Here is a 21,713-nt window from a genome sequence, read left to right on the forward strand (position 1 = left end):
ACTCCACTTATTGTTTTTGGCTTGGGCCGAGGGTTTCGACCTGTGGAGTTAAATTGTACTAGATGGTTACTTTAATCAATTGCTCTGCATCGACAGCCCGGTTTTGTGTGCGGTGATCGCACACTGGTGCAATTCAGTGCGGCAACTGCTCGACCAGAAAATCGATGAAAGCCCTGACGCGCAGCGGCATATGGCGATTCTGCGGGTACAGCAAGGTGAACGGTCGCGAGCGTCCGCTGTAGGGTTTGAGCACTTCTATCAGCGAGCCGTCGGCCAGTTCTTTTTCGACGATGAAACGATAGGTCTGGAACAACCCGGCACCGTTTCTGGCCAGAGTCACGCCACCGAGCACATCGTCTGAACAGCAAAAATTGCCCTCGGCGAGGATTTCCCGTGGCGCGTCCTCGTCGTAAAACAGCCAGGTGATCCGCCGCCCACTGCTGGGCAGTTCGTACTGGATGCACTCGTGCTGTTCGAGGTCCTCGAGGGTCTGTGGCGTGCCCGCGCGTTTGAGGTAATCGGGGCTGGCAACCATCACCAGCGCCGCATCTTCCAGATGGCGGGCGATCAGGCCGGAATCGGGAATCGCCCGCACGCGGATCGCCATGTCGTAACCCTCGCCGACGAAGTCGATGTTGCGGTTACTGATGTGCATGTCGACCTTCACCTGCGGGAAGCGCGCACGAAAGGCCGGCAGCAGCGGCAGGATCCGATGATGGGCGTAGGTCGTAGGAATACTGATACGCAGGGTGCCGGACGGTTCCTGCTGCTGGCCCATGACTTCCCGTTGCGCCTCGACCAGTTGCGCCAGCGCCTGACGGCATTCTTCGTAATAGCGACGGCCGCTGTCGGTCAGTTTCACGCTGCGGGTAGTGCGCGCGAACAGCCGCACGCCCAGGCGTTCCTCCATGCGTGACACCGAGCGGCTGACCGCTGCCGGCGTCACCGAAGCCGCCTGCGCCGCGCCGGTGAAACTGCCGCACTCGGCGGCCAGGCAAAACAACTCGATGCTGCCCAGCTGAAGATCGTCGAAGTGTCGCTGCATGATTGATTACACCGGGGAATGAGTCTTCGTATGTAGCAAATGCGCGGTCGCTGCGAAAGAACTGCTTACCATTTTGCCCGCGGCTTTTACGGCTCCCGCACTAGGCTCGAAAGGTAACGGCCATCGCAGGCGTTGGTGCCGATGGTCAGCTTTGCCAGGGGATGGCAAGTGTTGAAACTTTAAACCTAACGGATGGGTAGCATGAAGGTATGCAGTTACAAAGGATTGTCAGTGGTGATCATGTTGCATGACGAACATTGTCCGCCCCACGCGCATGTGGATGCAGGCACCTGGAGCGCCCGCTTCAAATTCAGTTTCTGGCACAACGGCGTTGAACTGTGGGATGTGGTGCCGTTGTCGCATCGACCGCCGGTCAGCCTGCTTGAAGGGCTGCGCCAGTCGCTGCGCGAAACCGATCATCTGCGGCGGGCGCGCTGGATCTGGTGGACTCGATTGCGAACGGCGTGTCTCGACAATCAGTGGTGGGACGGACAGTCGAATCAGGTGGCGGTGCTGCGGGAAGTCGCCAGCACGAGTTTCAGGATCGGATCGGCGTATTACGAGCCTGAGGTCAACAAAACCCTGTTGGCTCTGTTCGGCGCCAACGAAGGAGTGGAAATAGAATTATGAAAACAGTCAAAGCCGCGTTGCACGCGGATCGGCCCGTCACGGAAAAACGTCTGGACGAAGCCGTCGACCGTGGCGGCGTGCGTCGTCGCAGCAGCCTGCAAGCCGTGTCGGTGGCCTTTCAGAAACCATGCCTGGTGATTCACTTCGAGGACGACAGCGGCGTGCTGCTGCCAGTGAATCTCTACCGGGAATTCGATGATTTCGAACCGCAAGATTTCACCGGATTGCACGTCGGCTTTGCCGGCACCGCGCTGTGCCACGAAGGCAAGGACCTGCAGGTTTCCATCGCCGGCATGATCTCCGCCAGTCAGCCATTGATGGCCATGGCCGCCTCGGTGATCGCTTCGCGCAATGGTCGCCAGAGCAGCACCGCGAAAGCTGAAGCTGCGCGGGCCAACGGCAGGAAGGGCGGGCGCCCGCGCAAGATCGATCCCGTGCCATGAACAGGCACAAAAAAGCCGTCGGTGAGGACGGCTTTCTTGTTTCTGGCACTTGCGATCAACGTCGGGTCAGCAGCACGCCGGATTCCATGTGGTGAGTCCACGGGAACTGGTCGAACAGCGCGCAGCGGGTGATGCGGTGCGTGTCGTGCAGCTGGGCGATGTTGGCCGCCAGGGTCTCCGGGTTGCAGGAGATGTACAGGATGTTGTCGAAGCGACGGGTCAGTTCGCAGGTGTCCGGGTCCATGCCGGCCCGTGGCGGGTCGACGAACACGCTACCGAATTCGTAGCTTTTCAGGTCGATGCCGTGCAGGCGGCGGAACGGGCGAACTTCGTTCAGGGCTTCGGTCAGCTCTTCGGCAGACAGGCGCACCAGAGTCACGTTATCCACAGCGTTTTCGGCGAGGTTGCTCAACGCGGCGTTGACCGAGGTCTTGCTGATTTCGGTGGCCAGCACTTTGCGCACGCGGGTTGCCAGCGGCAGGGTGAAGTTGCCGTTGCCGCAATACAGCTCCAGCAGATCGTCGCTGCGATCGCCCAGCGCTTCGTATGCCCAGTTGAGCATCTTCTGGTTCACGGTGCCGTTCGGTTGGGTGAATGCGCCTTCCGGCTGGCGATAGCTGAATGTGCGACCGCCGACGTCGAGTTTCTCGACCACGTAATCCAGGCCGAGTACTTCGCGTTTGCCCTTGGAGCGACCGATGATGCTGACGCCCAGATCCGCCGCCAGTTTGGTCGCCGCCGCGTGCCAGTGTTCGTCCAGCGGACGGTGATAGCACAGGGTGATCATCGCGTCGCCGGCCAGGGTGGTCAGAAACTCCACCTGGAACAGCTTGTGGCTCAGCGCCGCGCTGGCCTGCCAGGCCGCTTTCAATTGCGGCATCAGCTGGTTGATGCGCAGGCTGGCGATCGGAAACTCTTCGATCAGTATCGGCGTGCGTTTGTCATCCTGCGAGAACATCGCGTAGTGACGCTCGCCACCCTCGCGCCACAGGCGGAATTCGGCGCGCAGGCGGAAGTTCTGCAGCGGCGAGTCGAACACCGTTGGCTCCGGTGCATCGAACGGGGCCAGCAGGTCACGCAGGCGCGTGACCTTGTCTTCGAGTTGTGCGGCGTAGGCCTGGGAATCAAAAGTCATGCGTTGAACCAACCCAGCTTGATCACGAACAGAATCGACAGGATCACCAGCGCCGGGTTCAGCTCACGGGCGCGGCCGGACAGCAGTTTGATCGCAGTCCAGGCGATGAAGCCGAAGGCGATGCCGTTGGCGATGGAATAGGTGAAAGGCATCGCCAGGGCGGTGACCACGACCGGCGCGGCGACGGTGATGTCTTCCCAGTCTATTTCCGCCAGGCCCGAAGTCATCAGCACGGCGACGAACAGCAGCGCCGGTGCGGTGGCGAATGCCGGCACGCTGGCAGCCAGTGGCGAGAAGAACAGCGCCAGCAGGAACAGGATCGCGACGACGATGGCAGTCAGGCCGGTGCGGCCGCCGGCACTCACGCCCGCAGCGGATTCTATGTAGCTGGTGGTGGTCGAGGTGCCCAGCAGCGAACCGGCCATCGCAGCGGTACTGTCGGCGATCAGCGCACGGCCCATTTTCGGCATGTGGCCGTCCTTGCCCATCAGGCCGGCGCGCTTGGCGACGCCGATCAGGGTGCCGGAGTTGTCGAACAGGTCGACGAACAGGAAGGCGAAGATCACGCTGACCAGACCGATGTCCAGAGCGCCCTTGATGTCCAGTTGCAGGAAGGTCGGGGCCAGCGAAGGCGGCATCGACGTCACGCCGCCGAACGGGGTGAAGCCCATCACGATCGAGACGATGGTTACCGCGAGAATGCCGATCAGCACTGCGCCGCGCACTTTCAGGGCTTCAAGGGCAACGATCAGGGCGAAACCGAGGGTGGCGAGGATCGGCGCCGGTTGTTTCAGGTCGCCGAGGCCGACCATGGTCGCCTGGTTGCTGACCACGATACCGGCGTTGTGCAGGGCGATCAGCGCCAGGAACAGGCCGATACCGGCAGCAATCGCCGAGCGCAGCGGCAGCGGAATACTGTTGATGATCCATTCACGGATGCGGAAGATCGACAGCAGGAAGAAGCACACGGCGGAAATGAACACCGCGCCCAGCGCCACTTGCCAGGTGTGGCCCATGTGTAGCACGACGGTGTAGGTAAAGAAGGCGTTCAGGCCCATGCCCGGTGCAAGGGCGATCGGGTAGTTGGCGATCAGGCCCATGACCGTGGAGCCGATGGCGGCTGCCAGGCACGTGGCGACGAACACCGCGCCTTTGTCCATGCCGGTCTCGCCGAGGATGCTCGGGTTGACGAACAGAATGTAGGCCATGGCCAGGAAGGTCGTGACGCCCGCGAGAATCTCGGTCCGCACGTTGGTGTTGTGTGCCTTGAGTTGAAACAGCCTTTCCAGCATGTCTGCTCCCCGTGGCGCGCGTGGCGCCGTGAATGTATCGACCTCAACAGCAAAGCACAGACCGTCGCAAGCGCCTGGAAAATTGTGGTGGGCCGGAAAAAGCCGCGCATCATACCAGCAGCGTGAGGAAGATGGCGGATGTTGGTGTCGATCGTCGGCGAAGTTTTGCACCACGGCCAAGTACGCCATACTGCGCGCTGTTTTTTCGGGGATGGATCGCATGAACAAGGGTTGGATGAAGACCGCTGGACTGATGGCCTTGCTGCTAGCCGGTGCACCGGCGGCACTCGCGGCGTCGGCACCGCCATTGAGCGAGGTGAAAGTCATCAAGGTTCAGTCGTCGTCCTGCGGGCTCGAAGACATTACCGATGGCCAGGTGCAGACCCGTTGCGATCACAGCGCGCCGGGCATCAAGGTGTACGTGCTGGAAATCGGTTACGGCCAGAGCCAGCCTCACGCAGCACTGGATGGCTTTGAAGTGGATGGTACCCGGAGCCCGGTCTGTGCCTTCGATAACGGCAATCTGACCGAGTGCACGCCAGGCGCGAAGACGGTCGGTTCGCTGTACACCTTCGATCTGGTCGCCCGCCAGGAAGGCACCTTTACCTTCAGCAACACGTCCATCAACGCCCCGCGCAACACGATGTCGACCCAGCTTTACATCAAGTAATGGCTGTCGCCGAACGGGGCAGGGCAAAGCTGACTACGCTTTGAATATCACCCAGCGGATGGCGCCCATGACCTTTAGAGCCCTGATTACCCTCGCCGAGGGCATCGATGATCTGCAATGCGTGACCCTGATCGACGTGCTGCGCCGCGCTGGCGTCGAAGTGGTGGCGGCCAGCATCGAAGGCCGGCGCATGCTGACCTGCGCCCGAGGCACGCGACTGACCGCCGACGGCATGCTCATTGATGTGCTGGCCCAGACCTTCGACCTGATCGTCCTGCCCGGCGGCGCTGTCGGCGCGCAACACCTTGCCGCGCACCAGCCTCTGCAACAGTTGCTCAAGGACCAGGCCAGCGCCGGGCGACTGTTCGCCGCGATCGCCGAAGCCCCGGCGATCGCGCTGCAAAGCTTCGGTGTATTACGTCAACGCCGGATGACCTGCCTGCCCACAACCAGCCATCAATTGTCCGGTTGCACCTTTGTCGATCAACCGGTGGTGGTCGACGGCAATTGCATCACCGCCCAGGGCTCCGGCGCCGCACTGGCGTTTGTGCTGACACTGGTCGAGCAACTGGCGGGCAAGGCCGTCAGAGCGAAAGTGGCGGGGGAGTTGCTGGCCTGAGAAGTTCAGGCGTGAGCAGCGATTGGTTGAATGGCTGGCTGCTCACGGTGCTCGGCTTGCCAAAGGTCGTAATCGGTTTGAACGCCTAGCCACATACGAGCCTTGCCAATCCCAGCGCGCTCCAGTCGTACAGCCAGATCCGGGCTGATCGGCGCATGTCCGTGCAAGACGCGAGATAGATGAGGACGAGCGAATCCCAGATGCCGAGCCAATTCGGTAACGCTGATGCCAAGTTCCGGCAATACGTCCATCAGCAGTGTTTCACCGGGGTGTGGCGGGTTGTGCATGGGCATGAGCCTGCCTCCTGTCAGTGGTAATCCAGATAGTCGATCAGTTCGATATCCGAACCTGCAAATCGAAAGATCACCCGCCAGTTCCCGGACACACTGAGCGACCAGTACTCGCAAAGCTCCCCCTTCAGTGGATGCAGACGCCAACCGGGAAGGTCCAGATCCCCCGGAACCGCTGCGCGATCCATGAACTGCAGCATGCGCGACAGCCGTTTAGCGTGATCGGCACGAATCCCGCGAGTCGAACCGGTTTCATAGAAGCCGCGAAGGCCTTTGTGCTGAAAGGATTTGATCATGCGGCGAGTGTAAGGCGATACATTACACTCAATGCGGTATCTATGTACCGCATCTTTTCGAGCTATTTGTGCTTGGGGGATGGCCCCGCTGGTGGAACCCGTGCAGTCAGGCCTTCACCTCTTCCACCGGCACATGCATCCGGTCGCGGTTGGCCAGGGTCGGGAACAGTTTGATCCAGGTCCCGGTCACCACCAGCGTGCCGATCCCGCCCATCACCACCGCCGGCACGGTGCCGAACCAATGGGCGGTGAGGCCCGATTCGAATTCGCCCAACTGGTTCGAGGCGCCGATGAACAGGCCGTTCACCGCGCTGACCCGGCCGCGCATCTCGTCCGGGGTTTCCAGTTGCACGAAGGAGGCTCGGATCACCATGCTGATCATGTCCGCCGCACCGAGCACCACCAGCACCGCCAGGGAGAACCAGAACGAGGTCGACAGACCGAAGGCAATGGTGGCCACGCCGAACACGCCGACGGCAGTGAACATCACCCGACCGACGTTTCGCTCAACGGCAAACCGCGCCAGGAACAGCGACATCATCAACGCACCGACCGCCGGCGCCGAGCGCAGTAGCCCCAGCCCCCACGGCCCGGTCAGCAGGATGTCCTTGGCGAACACCGGCAACAGCGCGGTGGCGCCGCCGAGCAGCACGGCGAACAGATCCAGCGAAATCGCCCCGAGAATGTCCGGGCGACTGCGAATGAAACGAATCCCAGCCAGCAACGAGTCCAGCGTCGCCTTACCTTTGTTCAGCGGCGTTTGCCGTGCAGGCAGGTTGAGCATCAGGGTGCAGGCGATGACATACAGAATGACCGTCGGGCCATAGACCCACACGCTGCCGAAGGCATAGAGCAGACCGCCGAGCGCCGGGGCGACGATGGTGGCCGACTGCTGCGCCGACTGCGCGGCGGCGACGGCACGCGGGAACAGCGCACTGGGCACGATGCTAGGCAGCAGCGCCTGGGTAGTCGGCATTTCGAACGAGCGCGCGGCACCCAGCAGGAACGCCAGGATAAAGATCATTTCCCGGGTGACATGGTCGGTGGCGCTGCCGATGGCCAGTGCCAGGGCGATCAAGGCCTGCAACGACTGACAGATCGCCGCGACCTTGCGCCGGTCGTAGCGATCGGCAACATGGCCGGTGTGCAGCATGAACAGTACGCGTGGAGCGAATTCCACCAGACCGACCAGACCCAGGTCGAGCACGTTGCCGGTCAGTTGATAGAGATTCCAGCCGATCGCCACGGTGAGCATCTGAAAACCGCTGGCGGTGAAAATCCGGGCAAACCAGAACGCAAGAAAAGGACGGTGATGATGTAACAGCAAGGGCTCTTGGCTGGGCATTTGCGGGCCGGTCTTGATCGAGGGGAACCGCGAGATTATCACCAGTCTGTAACAGGAAGTTGCTATGACAAAAAATTTAGTTAGCCAGACATCGATTTTTCCGCGCCCGGACACCGAACTCGGCCACCGATGTATTTCAGGGCGTTGCCAGGACTGTGAGGCAACTTGTCACGCGGCAAAAGACCACGCGGTTCCCCGTCGGAAATGGGACTACTCTTTCAACGTTGATTGATCCAGATCAAGACCCTTCCCGGAACTGATCAGGGATCCGTCGGCAGACTCCCTGCGTCGCGATGCCTGTAAAAAGAAGAACGAATCCGAGTTCGCCGCACTCCATACCCGTGGGGGCAGTGGTCCAAGGCCGCCAGTCTTGGAACCGTTATCTGATAGAGGAAAGCTTATGTTCGGTTTAGAGGCACTAGATCTCGCCCGAATTCAGTTCGCGTTCACCATCTCGTTCCACATCCTGTTCCCGGCGATTACCATCGGTCTTGCGAGCTATCTCGCGGTTCTTGAAGGCCTGTGGCTGAAAACCCACAACGACACTTACCGTGACCTCTACCATTTTTGGTCGAAGATCTTTGCCGTCAACTTCGGCATGGGTGTGGTCTCGGGGCTGGTCATGGCCTACCAGTTCGGCACCAACTGGAGTCGCTTTTCGGACTTCGCCGGTTCCGTCACCGGGCCGTTGCTGACGTATGAAGTGCTTACGGCGTTCTTCCTCGAAGCAGGTTTCCTTGGCGTGATGCTGTTCGGCTGGAACAAGGTCGGGCGCAAGCTGCACTTTTTCTCCACGGTAATGGTGGCCATCGGCACGCTGATTTCGACCTTCTGGATTCTCGCCTCCAACAGCTGGATGCAGACCCCGCAGGGCTTCGAGATCGTCAACGGTCAGGTCATTCCAACCGACTGGCTGGCAATCATCTTCAACCCGTCGTTCCCGTATCGACTGATGCACATGGCCACTGCCGCGTTCGTCGCGACAGCATTCTTCGTCGGCTCGTCGGCGGCTTGGCACTTGCTGCGCGGCAAGGACAACCCGGCGATCCGCACCATGCTGTCGATGGCGATGTGGATGGCGTTGATCGTTGCGCCGATCCAGGCGGTCATCGGTGACTTCCACGGCCTCAACACCCTCAAGCATCAGCCGGCGAAGATTGCCGCGATCGAGGGCCACTGGGAAAACCATGGCAATGAGGCGACGCCGCTGATTCTGTTCGGCTGGCCGGACATGAAGGAAGAGAAAACCAAATACGCGGTCGAGATCCCGTACCTAGGCAGCCTGATCCTGACGCACTCGCTGGACAAGCAAGTCCCGGCGCTCAAGGAATTCCCGCCAGAAGACCGACCGAATTCGACCATCGTGTTCTGGTCGTTCCGGATCATGGTCGGCCTCGGCTTCCTGATGATCTTCACCGGCCTCTGGAGCCTGTGGCTGCGCAAGCGCGACACGCTCTACACCTCGCGGCCGTTCCTGTACCTGGCGCTGTGGATGGGGCCGTCCGGTCTGATCGCGATCCTGGCGGGCTGGTTCACCACTGAAATCGGTCGTCAGCCGTGGGTGGTCTACGGGCTGATGCGCACGGCGGATGCGTCGTCCAACCACAGTTTCATGCAGATGAGCATCACGCTGATCATGTTCGTGGTGGTGTATTTCGTGCTGTTCGGTGCGGGTCTGGGCTACATGATGCGCCTGGTGCGCAAAGGGCCGAAGACCGACGAAGGCAAGGAAACCAACGACGGTGGTCCTGGCCAGAAACGCACGCCGGCCCGTCCGTTGTCCGCTGCCGACGACGATGGCGCCGAACACGACCGCAGCCTGACCAAGGAGATTTGAGTCATGGGTATTGATCTTCCGCTGATCTGGGCCGTGATCATCATCTTCGGGATCATGATGTACGTGGTCATGGACGGTTTCGACCTGGGGATCGGGATTCTCTTCCCGTTCATCCCCGGCAAGACCGACCGCGACGTAATGATGAACACCGTCGCCCCGGTATGGGACGGCAATGAAACCTGGCTGGTACTGGGCGGTGCTGCGTTGTTCGGCGCGTTCCCGCTGGCTTATTCGGTGGTGCTGTCGGCGCTGTACCTGCCACTGATCTTCATGCTGATCGGGCTGATTTTCCGCGGCGTGGCGTTCGAGTTCCGCTTCAAGGCCAAGGATGACAAGCGTCACCTGTGGGATAAGGCCTTCATCGGTGGTTCGGTGGCGGCGACGTTCTTTCAGGGCGTGGCGCTTGGCGCGTTCATCGACGGCTTGCCCGTGGTCAACCGGCAATACGCCGGCGGTTCACTGGACTGGCTGACGCCGTTCACGCTGTTCTGCGGTGCCGCGCTGGTGGTGGCGTATGCCTTGCTCGGCTGCACGTGGCTGATCATGAAAACCGAAGGCAAGCTTCAGGAACAGATGCATAACCTGGCGCGCCCTCTGGCCTTCGTGCTGTTGGCGGTGATCGGCGTCGTCAGTCTGTGGACGCCGCTGGCCCATCCGGAAATCGCGACGCGCTGGTTCAGCATGCCGAATCTGTTCTGGTTCATGCCGGTGCCGATTCTGGTGCTGGTGACGATGTATGGTCTGATTCGCGCAGTGGCGCGTAATGCCAACTACATGCCGTTCCTGCTGACCCTGGTGCTGATCTTCCTCGGCTACAGCGGTCTGGGTATCAGCCTGTGGCCGAACATCGTGCCGCCGTCGATCTCGATCTGGGACGCCGCCGCACCACCGCAAAGTCAGGGCTTCATGCTGGTGGGCACGCTGTTCATCATCCCGTTCATCCTGGGTTACACCTTCTGGAGCTACTACGTGTTCCGCGGCAAGGTCACCCACGAAGACGGTTATCACTAATGGTGATCACGATGGCGCCGACCCCGGCGCCATCTCCCTCAACCGGAGGATGCAAGCATGACCGGCAAACATTCCCTGCACGACATTGAAGAAGCCGAAAAAAAGCCGCTGTGGCAGCGGCTCGGCTGGTTGGCCATGATCTGGGTCGGCAGCGTCGGTGCATTGTTCATCGTCGCCAGCCTGATGCGCATGTTCATGAACGCCGCAGGTCTGACCACGCACTGAGACTTCCCATCCCGCTGCCTTGCGGCACGGATTTTTGACCCTCCGACCGGAGGGTTTTTTTTGCCCGGATTATTTGCGCGCCTTGAGAATCACGAATTTCGGCGTTGCCGCGACTTGCTCGACACCCCGGAACAGCCGCGCCAGTTTGCTGTGATAACCCAAGTGACGGTTGCCGACGATGTACAGCGCGCCACCAACCACCAATGCTTCGCGGGCCTGCTGGAACATGCGCCAGGCGAGGAAGTCGCCGACCACCTGTTGCTGATGGAACGGCGGGTTGCACAGCACCACGTCCAGCGATTGCGCTTCCTGCCCGGCCAGACCGTCGCCGGCGCGCACGATCACTTCACGTTCACCCAGCGCCGCGCGCCAGTTTTCGGCCGCCGATTGCACGGCCATGAACGATTCGTCCACCAGCGTGTAATGCGCGTCGGGGTTTTGCAGGGCGCTGGCGATGGCCAGTACGCCGTTACCGCAGCCGAGGTCAGCGACGCGTGCCGAGCCAAGGTTTTTCGGCAGGTGCGGAAGGAAGGCGCGAGTGCCGATGTCCAGCCCTTCACGGCAAAACACGTTGGCGTGGTTGAGCAGTTCGATGGCCGGCTCGTCGAGGCGATAGCGGGTCGGGTAGGGCGAGACGGCTGGCGTTTTGGCCTCGGGCGTAGCGATCAGCAGTCGGGCTTTTTTCACGGCCAGTGAAGCCTGAACCGGGCCGATGTAGCGTTCCAGCAGATCACCGGCGGCGCGGGGTAAATGCTTGACCATCGCCGCTGCTACCACCTGAGCGCCGGGTGCCAATTGACCCTGCAAGCGAATCAGTTGTTCTTCCAGCAGCGCCAGGGTTTTTGGGACGCGGATCAGCACCCGGTCGAACGGCCCGACCAACGGCTCGCTGGCGGGAATGCCGCGAAGAGCATCAAACACCTGACCATTGCGCAGCAGGTTCTTTTCCAGGCCCTGAAACGCCAGGAACGAATCACCGCAGGTGCTGACCTGCACCTTGCCCAAGAGGCTGATGGCCAGCGCGCCGAAACTGTCGTTGAGCACCAATACTCGGGTATCCGCCGGCAGATTCTGTTCGGCCAGATGATTGAGCAGGTATTCGTCGGCCGCATCGAAGGCTTGCAGCGGTTCGTTCTGCTGTTCGGGCTGGCGGATCAGATCAAGCTGGGCGAAGGGCGTATCGAGCAAAGGCATGGGGCGGGGACTCTAGGTAATCGACGGGTATCCCGCGGCCCAGGGTGTCGTGCGGCGGAACCGACCGAGTGGACAACGGCGCGAAAGAATCACGACATCACTCAGGAAGGCTGCAAATGGTACGTTTTTTTTGTTGGCAATACTCGTCTGATTTCAGTGCAGTTGAAGAGGGCGGCCTAGAGATATCCGGCCTTGGAGGCGGCGATGACGGCTGACATCTTGTTGCAGGCGTTGAACTTGATGATCAGGTTTTTTGTGTGATAGTTCACGGTCCGTTCCGCGATATTCAGGATCTGGCCGATTTCCCACGATGTTTTGCCAAGGGCGCACAGCCTTACGATTTCAAGCTCCCGAGTGGACAATCGCACGGGCGGTGGTTTGGCCAGTATTGGCGGGAATGCAATGAAGAACAACGCACACAAATGCTGCAAGACGTATTGCAATACGCCGTATTCGTTGTACAGCTCCAAAGCAAAAATTTCGCAATGGGTTCTGGCCAGGCTGATTGTGCAGCACAGGTCATTTTTCTCGTCGTGATATGACTGGGACCAACCATGTTCCATCCCATGATTTTGAAGCGCACTCCACATTAGCGGAGTCTTCGCGAAGGCTTTCCTGCTCCAGAGAAACGGCAGCATGGAACGATCGCAATAGGCTGCTATCGGGTCATCACTTTCGTAATTTCTTTCGTATTCGTCGTTCCATGCAATTGTGAAGTTATTGATATGGAACGGTTTGAATGACGGGGAGCTTGGCCGCGAGACTTTAATGCCGCAAAACTGAAAACCAATGTTATTGGCAAATGTTCTCAGAATCGGGAATGCGTTCTCTATTTCCTTCGCGCGCGTAAGCTGTTCTATCTGGTACTCCTTCCACCTTTCCATTTTGAATGTTCTCCAAAATAATAATTCGCGGGGGCGCCATGTTGGATCCAAAGTGGGTGGCACGGAGTCGAGTGTAGGATGATTCCTACGAAGCTGTTTGGATTTTTTTGTTCTTGAACAGTGGCTCTATTTGGAATATCTCTGAACAACTCTTTATATGTGGGAGGTCATTTAAAAAAATTCTGACTTTCAGGTTGATTATTTTAGAGTTTTAAAACTAGTGGCACTTTGGAATTTCATTACAAACTGTCAGTGTTCCATTGTGTAATTATGCGCAACAATCGGGTCATTGTTGATGGAGTGAATCGATGACCGCCAGCAGCGAAAAATTCAGCCGCCAGACATTGTTCGATGTACAACCGCTGACCCCGAATCTGTTCACCCTGCGTACCACGCGGGATGCCGGTTTCCGTTTCCGCGCCGGGCAATTCGCGCGGATTGGCGTGACACGCGCGGACGGCAGTACGGTGTGGCGCGCCTATTCGATGGTGTCTTCGCCATTCGACGAGTTTCTCGAATTCTTTTCCATCGTGGTGCCGGGCGGTGAGTTCACCAGCGAACTGAGCCGTCTGAAGGCAGGGGATAGCTTGCTGATCGAGCGCCAGGCCTTTGGTTATCTGACGCTGGATCGCTTCATTGATGGCCGCGATCTCTGGCTGTTATCCACAGGCACGGGCGTGGCGCCGTTTTTGTCGATCCTTCAGGACTTCGAGGTCTGGGAGAAGTTTGAACGAATCATCCTGGTCTATAGCGTGCGAGAAGAGCGGGAACTGGCTTATCAACAGCTGATTGCCGAGCTGAGGCAGCGTGACTACCTGGCTGAATATGCGCACAAATTCCAGTTCATTCCGGTAGTCACTCGCGAGCCGTATGCCGGTGCCCTCAACGGGCGCATCACCACGTTGATCGAGAATGGCGAGCTGGAGAGGGTGGCAGGCGTCGAACTGACCCCGGAGCATTCGCGGGTCATGCTCTGTGGTAATCCGCAGATGATCGATGACACCCGGGCGTTGCTCAAGCAACGTGGCATGGCCTTGAGTCTGACCCGTCGACCGGGGCAGGTGGCGGTGGAAAACTACTGGTAAGAAAACGGCGCCCTCAGGCGCCGTTTCAGTCTTCAAGGCCGGTTGTTCTGGGCCTTTAGCAGATCGCGTATTTCGCCCAGCAATTCTTCTTCCTTGGTCGGTACCGGCGGCAAGGTCGGCGCCACAGCTTCTTCGCGCTTCAGGCGGTTGATGGCTTTGACGCCCATGAAAATCGCGAAGGCGACGATCACGAAGTCAAGAACGCTCTGGATGAATTTGCCGTACGCCAACATCACCGCGGGAGCATTGCCCTCGGCGGCTTTCAGCGTGATGGCCAGGTCACTGAAATCCACTCCGCCGATCAGCAGGCCGATTGGCGGCATGATCACGTCGCCGACAAACGACGAAACGATCTTGCCGAAGGCTGCGCCGATGATGATACCGACGGCCATGTCGACCACATTGCCTTTGACCGCGAAGGCCTTGAACTCGCTGAGCACGCCCATAGTTATTTCCTTGTTACAGATGAGTTTGGTGTACGCAGTGTAAATCAGCATAACGCGTCCTGCGCGTAACACCTTCTTACAAAGCCCGTTTTTATCGACACACCAATTCGCATTTAGTTTGCAAAGTGCCACTAATTGCGCGCGAAATACGCTGCAAGCCACTGATCCTGAAGAAAAATTAATCAATCATTGCGTTACGATCTTTCTATTTATGTTTGTCTGGCTGAGCTCTTAGCCTCTGTCTGGCGCACCTGGATGCGCCTCAAAAAAACAGAGGAACCTGAAATGATCTCCACACTTGGTTCAGGGATTATTCCCCGTCGCACCGTTGGTGTATTGGCCGCCAGCCTGTTGACCCTTTCCGTGAACGCCGCACCGCTGACCCGTGACAACGGTGCGGCGGTCGGCGACAACCAGAACTCGCAAACCGCCGGTGCCAACGGCCCGGTACTGTTGCAGGACGTCCAGCTGATTCAGAAGTTGCAACGTTTCGACCGCGAGCGCATTCCCGAACGCGTCGTGCATGCCCGGGGAACCGGTGCCCATGGTACGTTCACCGCAACCAACGATCTGAGCGATCTGAGCAAGGCCAAGGTGTTTACCGCCGGCCAGGTCACGCCGGTGTTCGTGCGTTTCTCGGCGGTGGTTCACGGCAATCACTCCCCGGAAACCCTGCGTGACCCACGGGGTTTCGCGACCAAGTTCTACACTGCCGATGGCAACTGGGATCTGGTAGGTAACAACTTCCCGACATTCTTCATCCGCGATGCGATCAAGTTCCCGGATATGGTGCACGCCTTCAAGCCCGATCCGCGTACTAACCTTGACGATGATTCGCGCCGTTTCGATTTCTTTTCCCATGTACCGGAAGCCACCCGCACATTGACGGAGTTGTATTCCAACTCGGGAACACCGGCCAGTTATCGGGAGATGGATGGCAACAGTGTGCACGCCTACAAGTTGGTCAATGCCAAAGGCGATGTGCACTATGTGAAGTTTCACTGGAAAAGTTTGCAGGGCGTCAAGAATCTCGATCCGCAACAAGTTGTGCAAGTTCAGGGCCGAGACTACAGCCATATGACTCACGATTTGGTAACAAATATTAACAACGGCAATTTCCCCAAGTGGGACTTGTACATCCAGGTCTTGAATCCGCAGGACTTGTCCAAGTTTGACTTCGATCCTCTTGATGCCACCAAGATCTGGCCAGGTATTCCAGAGCGAAAAGTTGGACAAATGGTCTTGAACCGCAATCCTGCGAATGTCTTTCAGGAAACCGAACAAGTAGCTATGGCGCCGTCGAATGTGGTGCCGGGCATCGAGCCCTCGGAAGATCGTCTGCTGCAAGGCCGGATATTTGCCTATGCCGATACGCAAATGTATCGCCTCGGCGCCAACGCCCTGCAATTGCCGATCAATGCTGCCAAAACCGCCGTCAACAATGGCAATCAGGATGGCGCGATGAATGCCGGTACCAGCACCTCGGGCGTCAACTATGAGCCAAGCCGCCTGCAGCCGCGTGAAGAAACGCCAGGAGCGCGATACAGTCAGACCGCGCTGCAGGGCAGCACGCAACAAGCGAAGATCCAGCGCGAGCAGAACTTCAAGCAGGCCGGTGATCTGTATCGCTCGTTCAGCAAGAAAGAGCGCCAAGACCTGATCGAGAGTTTTGGCGGTTCGCTGGCGAGCGCCGATGACGAGAGCAAGCACATCATGCTGTCCTTCCTCTATAAGGCGGATCCGGAATACGGCGCCGGTGTGACCAAAGTGGCCAAGGGTGATCTGGATCGGGTCAAGGCCCTGGCGGCCAAACTGGTCGACTGACAGCGACCCTTTCAAGCCCCGGCAATTGCCGGGGCTTGACCGGCAGCAGCGCCGTGCGTCTGGCCAGCGGAGAAATCCGTCCCGGCGCGCCGCGCTGATCGACGATGGCTGCGTTATCATCGCGGTTTTTGCCGGGGGTTCAGATGGCCAAGGCCAAGCGCATGTACGGCTGCACCGAGTGCGGCGCAACCTTTCCCAAGTGGGCGGGGCAGTGCGGCGAATGCGGAGCCTGGAACACCCTGACCGAAACCATGGTCGAGAGCGGCGGTGCGGCCGCCCCGAGCGGGCGTACCGGCTGGGCGGGACAGCAGGCCCAGATCAAGACCCTGGCCGAAGTCAGCATCGAAGAGATTCCGCGTTTTTCCACAGCCTCCGGCGAGCTGGACCGAGTGCTCGGCGGTGGTCTGGTGGACGGTTCGGTGGTGCTGATCGGCGGCGATCCGGGCATCGGCAAGTCGACGATCCTGTTGCAGACCCTGTGCAACCTCGCCAAGAGCATGCCGGCGCTGTACGTTACCGGTGAGGAATCCCAGCAACAGGTCGCCATGCGCGCGCGCCGCCTGGGCCTGCCGCAGGATCAACTGCGGGTCATGACCGAAACCTGTATCGAAACCATCATTGCCACCGCCCGTCAGGAAAAACCCAAGGTGATGGTGATCGACTCGATCCAGACGATCTTCACCGAACAACTGCAATCGGCGCCGGGTGGCGTGTCCCAGGTACGCGAAAGTGCGGCGTTGCTGGTGCGTTACGCCAAGCAAAGCGGCACGGCGATTTTCCTGGTCGGCCACGTGACCAAGGAAGGCGCGCTCGCAGGGCCACGGGTTCTGGAACACATGGTCGATACCGTGCTGTATTTCGAAGGCGAGTCCGACGGTCGGTTGCGTTTGCTGCGGGCGGTGAAAAACCGTTTCGGCGCAGTGAACGAGCTTGGCGTTTTCGGCATGACCGACAAGGGCCTGAAAGAAGTCTCCAACCCTTCGGCGATTTTTCTCACGCGTGCTCAGGAAGAAGTCCCGGGCAGTGTGGTGATGGCAACGTGGGAAGGCACCCGGCCGATGCTGGTGGAAGTCCAGGCGCTGGTGGATGACAGCCATCTGGCCAATCCGCGTCGGGTCACGCTGGGCCTGGATCAGAATCGTCTGGCGATGTTGCTGGCGGTGCTGCACCGTCATGGCGGCATTCCGACCCACGATCAGGACGTGTTCCTCAACGTGGTCGGCGGAGTGAAGGTGCTGGAAACCGCTTCCGACCTGGCCTTGATGGCCGCCGTCATGTCGAGCCTGCGCAACCGTCCGTTGCCCCATGACTTGCTGGTGTTCGGTGAAGTCGGTCTGTCCGGCGAAGTGCGCCCGGTGCCGAGCGGTCAGGAGCGATTGAAGGAAGCCGCCAAGCACGGCTTCAAGCGTGCGATCGTGCCCAAGGGCAACGCGCCGAAGGAAGCGCCTCCAGGTTTGCAGATCATTGCAGTGACGCGTCTGGAGCAGGCGCTGGATTCACTCTTCGAGTGATCAGAGTTCCATCAACGCGCCAAGCTCCCGTTCGAGCTCGGCCTCATCCCCGAGGTTGAGCTCGATCAGGCGGCGCAGGCGCTGGATCGATTCCAGGCTGATGTGCCTGCACTGGAAACCCAGCTGTCCATGATCGTCGTGCGCCAGTTGCACATCCATCTGGATGTCGATGTCCTTGCTCAAATGAATGTCGACGTTGAAGTCTTGCGTTTCATCCCCCAGCCACGGTTCCGGTTTTTCGATCAACAGGCCCTTGAGCGACAGATCGATCAACTTCACCGGCCAGATGTACTCGCCCTGGCTCAATTCGGTCTTGGCATCGAACGCAATACGTTTGAAGCGGCGACGCTCGCTCATGGCGCAATCCTCTTGAAAGTACGCTGACTATAGACCCGCCTCATCGAGCGCTGCCAGTACAGTGGGGCGTCAGACCAATGTCGGGGTATGGCCTTTGCCGCCAGTAGCGCTAAACTCGGGGTGGCTGTCTTTCTTGTCCACCTTGGCTGGAATAATAAAATGAAAAATAATAATAGCCTGCTACGCCACTTACCCTGGCTGCTGCTGGCAATCGTAGGAGCGTGCGCCCTTGGCGTAGTGGCATTGCGCCGAGGCGAGGCGATCAACGCCTTGTGGATTGTGGTCGCCGCCGTGGCCATTTATCTGGTTGCGTACCGTTACTACAGTCTGTTCATCGCTAACAATGTGATGCAACTCGATCCGCGTCGGGCCACCCCCGCCGTGCTCAACAACGACGGTCTGGACTACGTTCCAACCAACAAACACATTCTCTTCGGTCACCACTTCGCGGCCATCGCCGGCGCGGGGCCTCTGGTCGGCCCGGTACTGGCGGCGCAGATGGGCTATCTGCCCGGTACGCTTTGGCTGATCGCCGGCGTGGTGCTGGCGGGTGCGGTGCAGGACTTCATGGTTCTGTTCATGTCGACCCGTCGCAACGGCCGTTCGCTGGGCGACATGGTGCGTGAAGAAATGGGCCGTATTCCCGGCACCATCGCCCTGTTCGGCTGCTTCCTGATCATGATCATCATCCTCGCGGTGCTGGCGCTGATCGTGGTGAAAGCCCTGGCTGAAAGCCCGTGGGGCATCTTCACCGTGATGGCGACCATCCCGATCGCGATGTTCATGGGCATCTACATGCGCTACATCCGTCCGGGCCGCATCGGCGAGATCTCGGTCGTCGGCGTGTTGCTGCTGCTCGGTTCGATCTGGCTCGGTGGGCAGATTGCCGCCGATCCGGTCTGGGCCAAGGCCTTCACCTTCACTGGCGTGCAGATTACCTGGATGCTGGTCGGTTACGGTTTCGTCGCCGCTTCGCTGCCGGTGTGGCTGATTCTGGCGCCGCGTGACTATCTCTCCACCTTCCTCAAGATCGGTACCATCGTCGCCTTGGCGATCGGCATCCTGGTGACCATGCCCGAGCTGAAAATGCCGGCACTGACCCAGTTCGTCGACGGCACCGGCCCGGTGTGGAAGGGCGGTCTGTTCCCGTTCCTGTTCATCACCATCGCTTGCGGTGCGGTATCGGGTTTCCACGCGCTGATCTCTTCCGGGACCACGCCGAAGCTGCTGGATAACGAAACCAACGCCCGTTACATCGGTTATGGCGGCATGCTGATGGAATCGTTCGTGGCCATCATGGCCATGGTCGCTGCCTCGGTGATCGAGCCTGGCGTGTACTTCGCCATGAACAGCCCGGCCGCCGTGGTCGGCGGTGACGTGGTGTCCGTGGCAACCGCAGTCAGCAATTGGGGCTTCGCAATTACCCCGGAAGCCCTGCAAGCCGTGGCGCATGACATTGGCGAAACCACCATCCTGGCCCGTGCCGGCGGTGCGCCGACCCTGGCGGTCGGTATCGCGCAGATCCTGCACAGTGTCCTGCCGGGTGAAAACACCATGGCGTTCTGGTACCACTTCGCGATCCTGTTCGAAGCGCTGTTCATCCTGACCGCAGTCGATGCCGGTACCCGTGCCGGTCGCTTCATGCTGCAGGACCTGCTCGGCTCCTTCGTTCCGGCGCTGAAACGTACCGAATCCTGGTCCGCCAACCTGATCGCCACCGCCGGTTGTGTGGCGATGTGGGGCTGGTTGCTGTATCAGGGCGTGGTCGATCCACTGGGCGGGATCAATACCTTGTGGCCGCTGTTCGGCATCTCCAACCAGATGCTTGCCGGTATCGCGCTGATGCTCGGCACCGTGGTCCTGATCAAGATGAAGCGCCAGCGCTACATCTGGGTCACCCTGCTGCCGGCCACCTGGCTGCTGATCTGCACCACCACTGCTGGCTTCATCAAGTTGTTTGACGCCAACCCGGCGATCGGCTTCCTGTCGCTGGCCAAGAAGTACAGCGATGCACTGGCCAACGGTCAGGTGCTGGCGCCGGCCAAAAGCGTCGAGCAGATGCAGCACGTGATCTTCAACGCCTACACCAACGCTACATTGACCGCGCTGTTCCTGTTCGTGGTATTCAGCATCCTGTTCTATGCGCTCAAGGTCGGCATCGCCGCCTGGGGCAAAAAAGAGCGTACGGACAAAGAATCGCCATTCCAGGCCCTGCCGGACGCGTAACCAGAGGATTGCAGCATGTTCAATGACCTGAGTCGCCTCGGTAAATACCTCGGTCAGGCCGCGCGCCTGATGGTCGGCATGCCCGACTACGATACCTACGTCGAGCATATGCAGACCAAACACCCGGACAAACCGGTGATGAGCTACGAGATGTTCTTTCGCGAACGTCAGGAAGCCCGTTACGGTGGCAAGGGTGGGCCGAAGTGCTGTTGATCTGACAGCCCGAGGTTGATGCAATCCCCCTGTGGGAGCGAGTTTGCTCGCGATAGCGTAGTGTCAGTTGGCGAATGCGTTGACTGACACACCGCATTCGCGAGCAAGCTCGCTCCCACATTTGTTTTGTGTTGTTCATCAATTTTGTGAAGGGGATCGATGTTGTCTTCTCCAATACCTGTAACGGTGCTCAGCGGTTTCCTCGGCGCCGGCAAGACCACCTTGCTGCGCCATCTGTTGAAAGCCGAGCACGGCCTGAAAATCGCCGTGATCGAAAACGAATTCAGCGACGCCGGCATCGACACCCAACTACTGGGCGACGAGCCGGTGCAAGTCATGACCCTGGCCAACGGCTGCGTCTGCTGCACCATCCACACCGACCTGACCAAAGCCCTTTATCTGCTGCTCGAACGGCTGGACAGCGGCGAAATCGCCTTCGATCGCTTGGTCATCGAATGCACCGGCCTGGCCGACCCGGCCCCGGTAGCACAGACCTTTTTCATCGACGAAGAACTGCGTGAGCGCTATTTACTCGACGGCATCATTACCCTCGTCGACGCGGCCCACGCCGAGCTGCACCTGACCCAGACCATCGCCCAGGCGCAGATCGGTTTTGCCGACCGCTTGCTGGTGAGCAAGACCGATCTGGTGGACGAGGCTGCGTTCAACGCGCTCAGCGAACGTCTGACCCGCATCAACCGCCGCGCATCGATCCGCGTGGTCGAGCACGGCAACATCGATCTGTCTGAATTGCTTGATGTGCGCGGTTTCAACCTGAATGCCGATCTCGGCGGCGGGGTGAGCTTGCGGCCGGTGAGCAAGGCACCGTCCATCGACCGGATTTCCAGTCTGGTGTTGCGTACCGATCAGCCGCTGGATATCGATCAGCTCAGCGAGTTCATGAACGAGTTGCTGGAGGAGCACGGCAAGCAATTGCTGCGCTACAAAGGCGTGTTGAACATTGCGGGCGAAGATCGGCGTCTGGTGTTCCAAGGCGTGCTGAAACTCTACGGCTTCGACTGGGACACCGAGTGGGCGGAAGGGGAGGCGCGGGAAAGCGTGATCGTGTTTATCGCCGACGATTTGCCGGAAGAGAAAATCCGGGCGGGGTTTGCCAAGGTGGCGGCGAACTGAG

23 protein-coding genes are annotated in these 21,713 nt (G+C 59.6%); 13 read left to right on the forward strand and 10 right to left on the reverse strand.

Going from position 1 to position 21,713, the window contains the following annotated elements; all coding sequences use genetic code 11:
* Nucleotides 1-133: 133 nt before the first annotated feature.
* On the reverse strand, nucleotides 134-1,045 hold the full coding sequence (locus AC1Q9F_RS20545; protein ID WP_492620741.1) for a LysR family transcriptional regulator: 912 nt from the start codon (nucleotides 1,043-1,045) through the stop codon (nucleotides 134-136).
* A gap of 201 nt (nucleotides 1,046-1,246) precedes the next feature.
* On the opposite strand from AC1Q9F_RS20545, the gene AC1Q9F_RS20550 reads away from it, so the two are divergent.
* A complete protein-coding gene (locus AC1Q9F_RS20550; RefSeq protein ID WP_492620740.1) occupies nucleotides 1,247-1,675 on the forward strand; it encodes a DUF4160 domain-containing protein in 429 nt (142 codons plus the stop codon).
* Nucleotides 1,672-2,118, forward strand: a complete 447-nt coding sequence (locus AC1Q9F_RS20555) for a hypothetical protein (RefSeq protein WP_492620739.1) — start codon at nucleotides 1,672-1,674, stop codon at nucleotides 2,116-2,118. Before AC1Q9F_RS20550 ends, AC1Q9F_RS20555 begins: the two co-directional genes overlap by 4 nt.
* Before the next feature lie 55 nt (nucleotides 2,119-2,173).
* Here AC1Q9F_RS20555 and trmA read toward each other — a convergent pair whose 3' ends face one another.
* Nucleotides 2,174-3,253, reverse strand: coding sequence for a tRNA (uridine(54)-C5)-methyltransferase TrmA (gene trmA / locus AC1Q9F_RS20560; RefSeq protein WP_085747690.1), 1,080 nt, complete (start codon nucleotides 3,251-3,253; stop codon nucleotides 2,174-2,176).
* Entirely contained in the window at nucleotides 3,250-4,545 is a 1,296-nt protein-coding gene (locus AC1Q9F_RS20565; protein ID WP_007950999.1) for an NCS2 family permease, read from the reverse strand. The genes trmA and AC1Q9F_RS20565 overlap by 4 nt, the downstream gene beginning before the upstream one ends.
* Nucleotides 4,546-4,765: 220 nt before the next feature.
* On the opposite strand from AC1Q9F_RS20565, the gene AC1Q9F_RS20570 reads away from it, so the two are divergent.
* Nucleotides 4,766-5,215: a DUF4879 domain-containing protein gene (locus AC1Q9F_RS20570; RefSeq protein WP_492620738.1), complete on the forward strand. Its 450-nt coding sequence runs from the start codon at nucleotides 4,766-4,768 to the stop codon at nucleotides 5,213-5,215.
* Nucleotides 5,216-5,282: 67 nt separating this feature from the next.
* Nucleotides 5,283-5,834: a DJ-1 family glyoxalase III gene (locus AC1Q9F_RS20575; RefSeq protein WP_492620737.1), complete on the forward strand. Its 552-nt coding sequence runs from the start codon at nucleotides 5,283-5,285 to the stop codon at nucleotides 5,832-5,834.
* 5 nt (nucleotides 5,835-5,839) lie between these two features.
* Here the strand turns inward: AC1Q9F_RS20575 and AC1Q9F_RS20580 are convergent, their stop codons facing one another.
* From AC1Q9F_RS20580 to AC1Q9F_RS20590, 3 genes are all read right to left on the reverse strand, one after another.
* A complete protein-coding gene (locus AC1Q9F_RS20580) occupies nucleotides 5,840-6,127 on the reverse strand; it encodes a HigA family addiction module antitoxin (RefSeq protein ID WP_045121630.1) in 288 nt (95 codons plus the stop codon).
* A gap of 14 nt (nucleotides 6,128-6,141) precedes the next feature.
* On the reverse strand, nucleotides 6,142-6,420 hold the full coding sequence (locus tag AC1Q9F_RS20585) for a type II toxin-antitoxin system RelE/ParE family toxin (protein ID WP_207983993.1): 279 nt from the start codon (nucleotides 6,418-6,420) through the stop codon (nucleotides 6,142-6,144).
* Between the two features lie 106 nt (nucleotides 6,421-6,526).
* Nucleotides 6,527-7,765 (reverse strand): MFS transporter, encoded by a 1,239-nt coding sequence (locus tag AC1Q9F_RS20590; RefSeq protein WP_492620736.1) that lies wholly within the window; start codon nucleotides 7,763-7,765, stop codon nucleotides 6,527-6,529.
* Between the two features lie 400 nt (nucleotides 7,766-8,165).
* On the opposite strand from AC1Q9F_RS20590, the gene AC1Q9F_RS20595 reads away from it, so the two are divergent.
* From AC1Q9F_RS20595 to AC1Q9F_RS20605, 3 genes are read left to right on the forward strand one after another with little or no spacing between them, the layout of a single operon-like run.
* Entirely contained in the window at nucleotides 8,166-9,602 is a 1,437-nt protein-coding gene (locus tag AC1Q9F_RS20595; RefSeq protein WP_492620735.1) for a cytochrome ubiquinol oxidase subunit I, read from the forward strand.
* 3 nt (nucleotides 9,603-9,605) lie between these two features.
* Complete coding sequence (gene cydB / locus AC1Q9F_RS20600; RefSeq protein ID WP_085608716.1) at nucleotides 9,606-10,613, forward strand: cytochrome d ubiquinol oxidase subunit II; 1,008 nt, start codon at nucleotides 9,606-9,608, stop codon at nucleotides 10,611-10,613.
* A gap of 57 nt (nucleotides 10,614-10,670) precedes the next feature.
* On the forward strand, nucleotides 10,671-10,838 hold the full coding sequence (locus tag AC1Q9F_RS20605) for a DUF2474 domain-containing protein (protein ID WP_007950992.1): 168 nt from the start codon (nucleotides 10,671-10,673) through the stop codon (nucleotides 10,836-10,838).
* Nucleotides 10,839-10,907: 69 nt separating this feature from the next.
* Here the strand turns inward: AC1Q9F_RS20605 and AC1Q9F_RS20610 are convergent, their stop codons facing one another.
* Both AC1Q9F_RS20610 and AC1Q9F_RS20615 read right to left on the reverse strand, forming a co-directional pair.
* Nucleotides 10,908-12,032 (reverse strand): methyltransferase, encoded by a 1,125-nt coding sequence (locus tag AC1Q9F_RS20610; RefSeq protein WP_492620734.1) that lies wholly within the window; start codon nucleotides 12,030-12,032, stop codon nucleotides 10,908-10,910.
* A 176-nt stretch (nucleotides 12,033-12,208) separates the two neighbouring features.
* Nucleotides 12,209-12,916 carry a LuxR C-terminal-related transcriptional regulator gene (locus tag AC1Q9F_RS20615; protein ID WP_492620733.1) on the reverse strand — a complete coding sequence of 236 codons (708 nt, stop codon included), beginning with the start codon at nucleotides 12,914-12,916 and terminating at the stop codon, nucleotides 12,209-12,211.
* Nucleotides 12,917-13,224: 308 nt separating this feature from the next.
* Between AC1Q9F_RS20615 and AC1Q9F_RS20620 the strand changes: the two genes are divergently transcribed.
* Nucleotides 13,225-14,001, forward strand: a complete 777-nt coding sequence (locus AC1Q9F_RS20620; RefSeq protein ID WP_492620732.1) for a ferredoxin--NADP reductase — start codon at nucleotides 13,225-13,227, stop codon at nucleotides 13,999-14,001.
* Nucleotides 14,002-14,033: 32 nt separating this feature from the next.
* Here the strand turns inward: AC1Q9F_RS20620 and mscL are convergent, their stop codons facing one another.
* Complete coding sequence (mscL, locus tag AC1Q9F_RS20625; protein ID WP_186546846.1) at nucleotides 14,034-14,447, reverse strand: large-conductance mechanosensitive channel protein MscL; 414 nt, start codon at nucleotides 14,445-14,447, stop codon at nucleotides 14,034-14,036.
* Between the two features lie 285 nt (nucleotides 14,448-14,732).
* Between mscL and katB the strand changes: the two genes are divergently transcribed.
* Together katB and radA are read left to right on the forward strand one after the other, a co-directional pair.
* Nucleotides 14,733-16,271, forward strand: coding sequence for a catalase KatB (gene katB, locus AC1Q9F_RS20630; protein ID WP_492620731.1), 1,539 nt, complete (start codon nucleotides 14,733-14,735; stop codon nucleotides 16,269-16,271).
* Between the two features lie 143 nt (nucleotides 16,272-16,414).
* Nucleotides 16,415-17,782, forward strand: a complete 1,368-nt coding sequence (radA, locus tag AC1Q9F_RS20635) for a DNA repair protein RadA (RefSeq protein WP_007950985.1) — start codon at nucleotides 16,415-16,417, stop codon at nucleotides 17,780-17,782.
* Here the strand turns inward: radA and AC1Q9F_RS20640 are convergent, their stop codons facing one another.
* Nucleotides 17,783-18,139 (reverse strand): PilZ domain-containing protein, encoded by a 357-nt coding sequence (locus AC1Q9F_RS20640; protein WP_115079275.1) that lies wholly within the window; start codon nucleotides 18,137-18,139, stop codon nucleotides 17,783-17,785. It lies immediately after the preceding gene.
* A 159-nt stretch (nucleotides 18,140-18,298) separates the two neighbouring features.
* On the opposite strand from AC1Q9F_RS20640, the gene AC1Q9F_RS20645 reads away from it, so the two are divergent.
* The 3 genes from AC1Q9F_RS20645 (at nucleotide 18,299) to yjiA (ending at nucleotide 21,712) form a co-directional block, all read left to right on the forward strand.
* The gene (locus tag AC1Q9F_RS20645; RefSeq protein ID WP_007950983.1) at nucleotides 18,299-20,365 is read left to right on the forward strand and encodes a carbon starvation CstA family protein; all 2,067 of its coding nucleotides are present in this window, start codon (nucleotides 18,299-18,301) and stop codon (nucleotides 20,363-20,365) included.
* Between the two features lie 15 nt (nucleotides 20,366-20,380).
* A complete protein-coding gene (locus tag AC1Q9F_RS20650) occupies nucleotides 20,381-20,578 on the forward strand; it encodes a YbdD/YjiX family protein (RefSeq protein ID WP_003228401.1) in 198 nt (65 codons plus the stop codon).
* A gap of 159 nt (nucleotides 20,579-20,737) precedes the next feature.
* Nucleotides 20,738-21,712: a GTPase gene (yjiA, locus tag AC1Q9F_RS20655; RefSeq protein ID WP_492620730.1), complete on the forward strand. Its 975-nt coding sequence runs from the start codon at nucleotides 20,738-20,740 to the stop codon at nucleotides 21,710-21,712.
* The last annotated feature ends 1 nt before the right edge of the window (nucleotide 21,713 follow it).

This window comes from Pseudomonas sp. GW823-FHT04A03 (genome assembly GCF_058796615.1).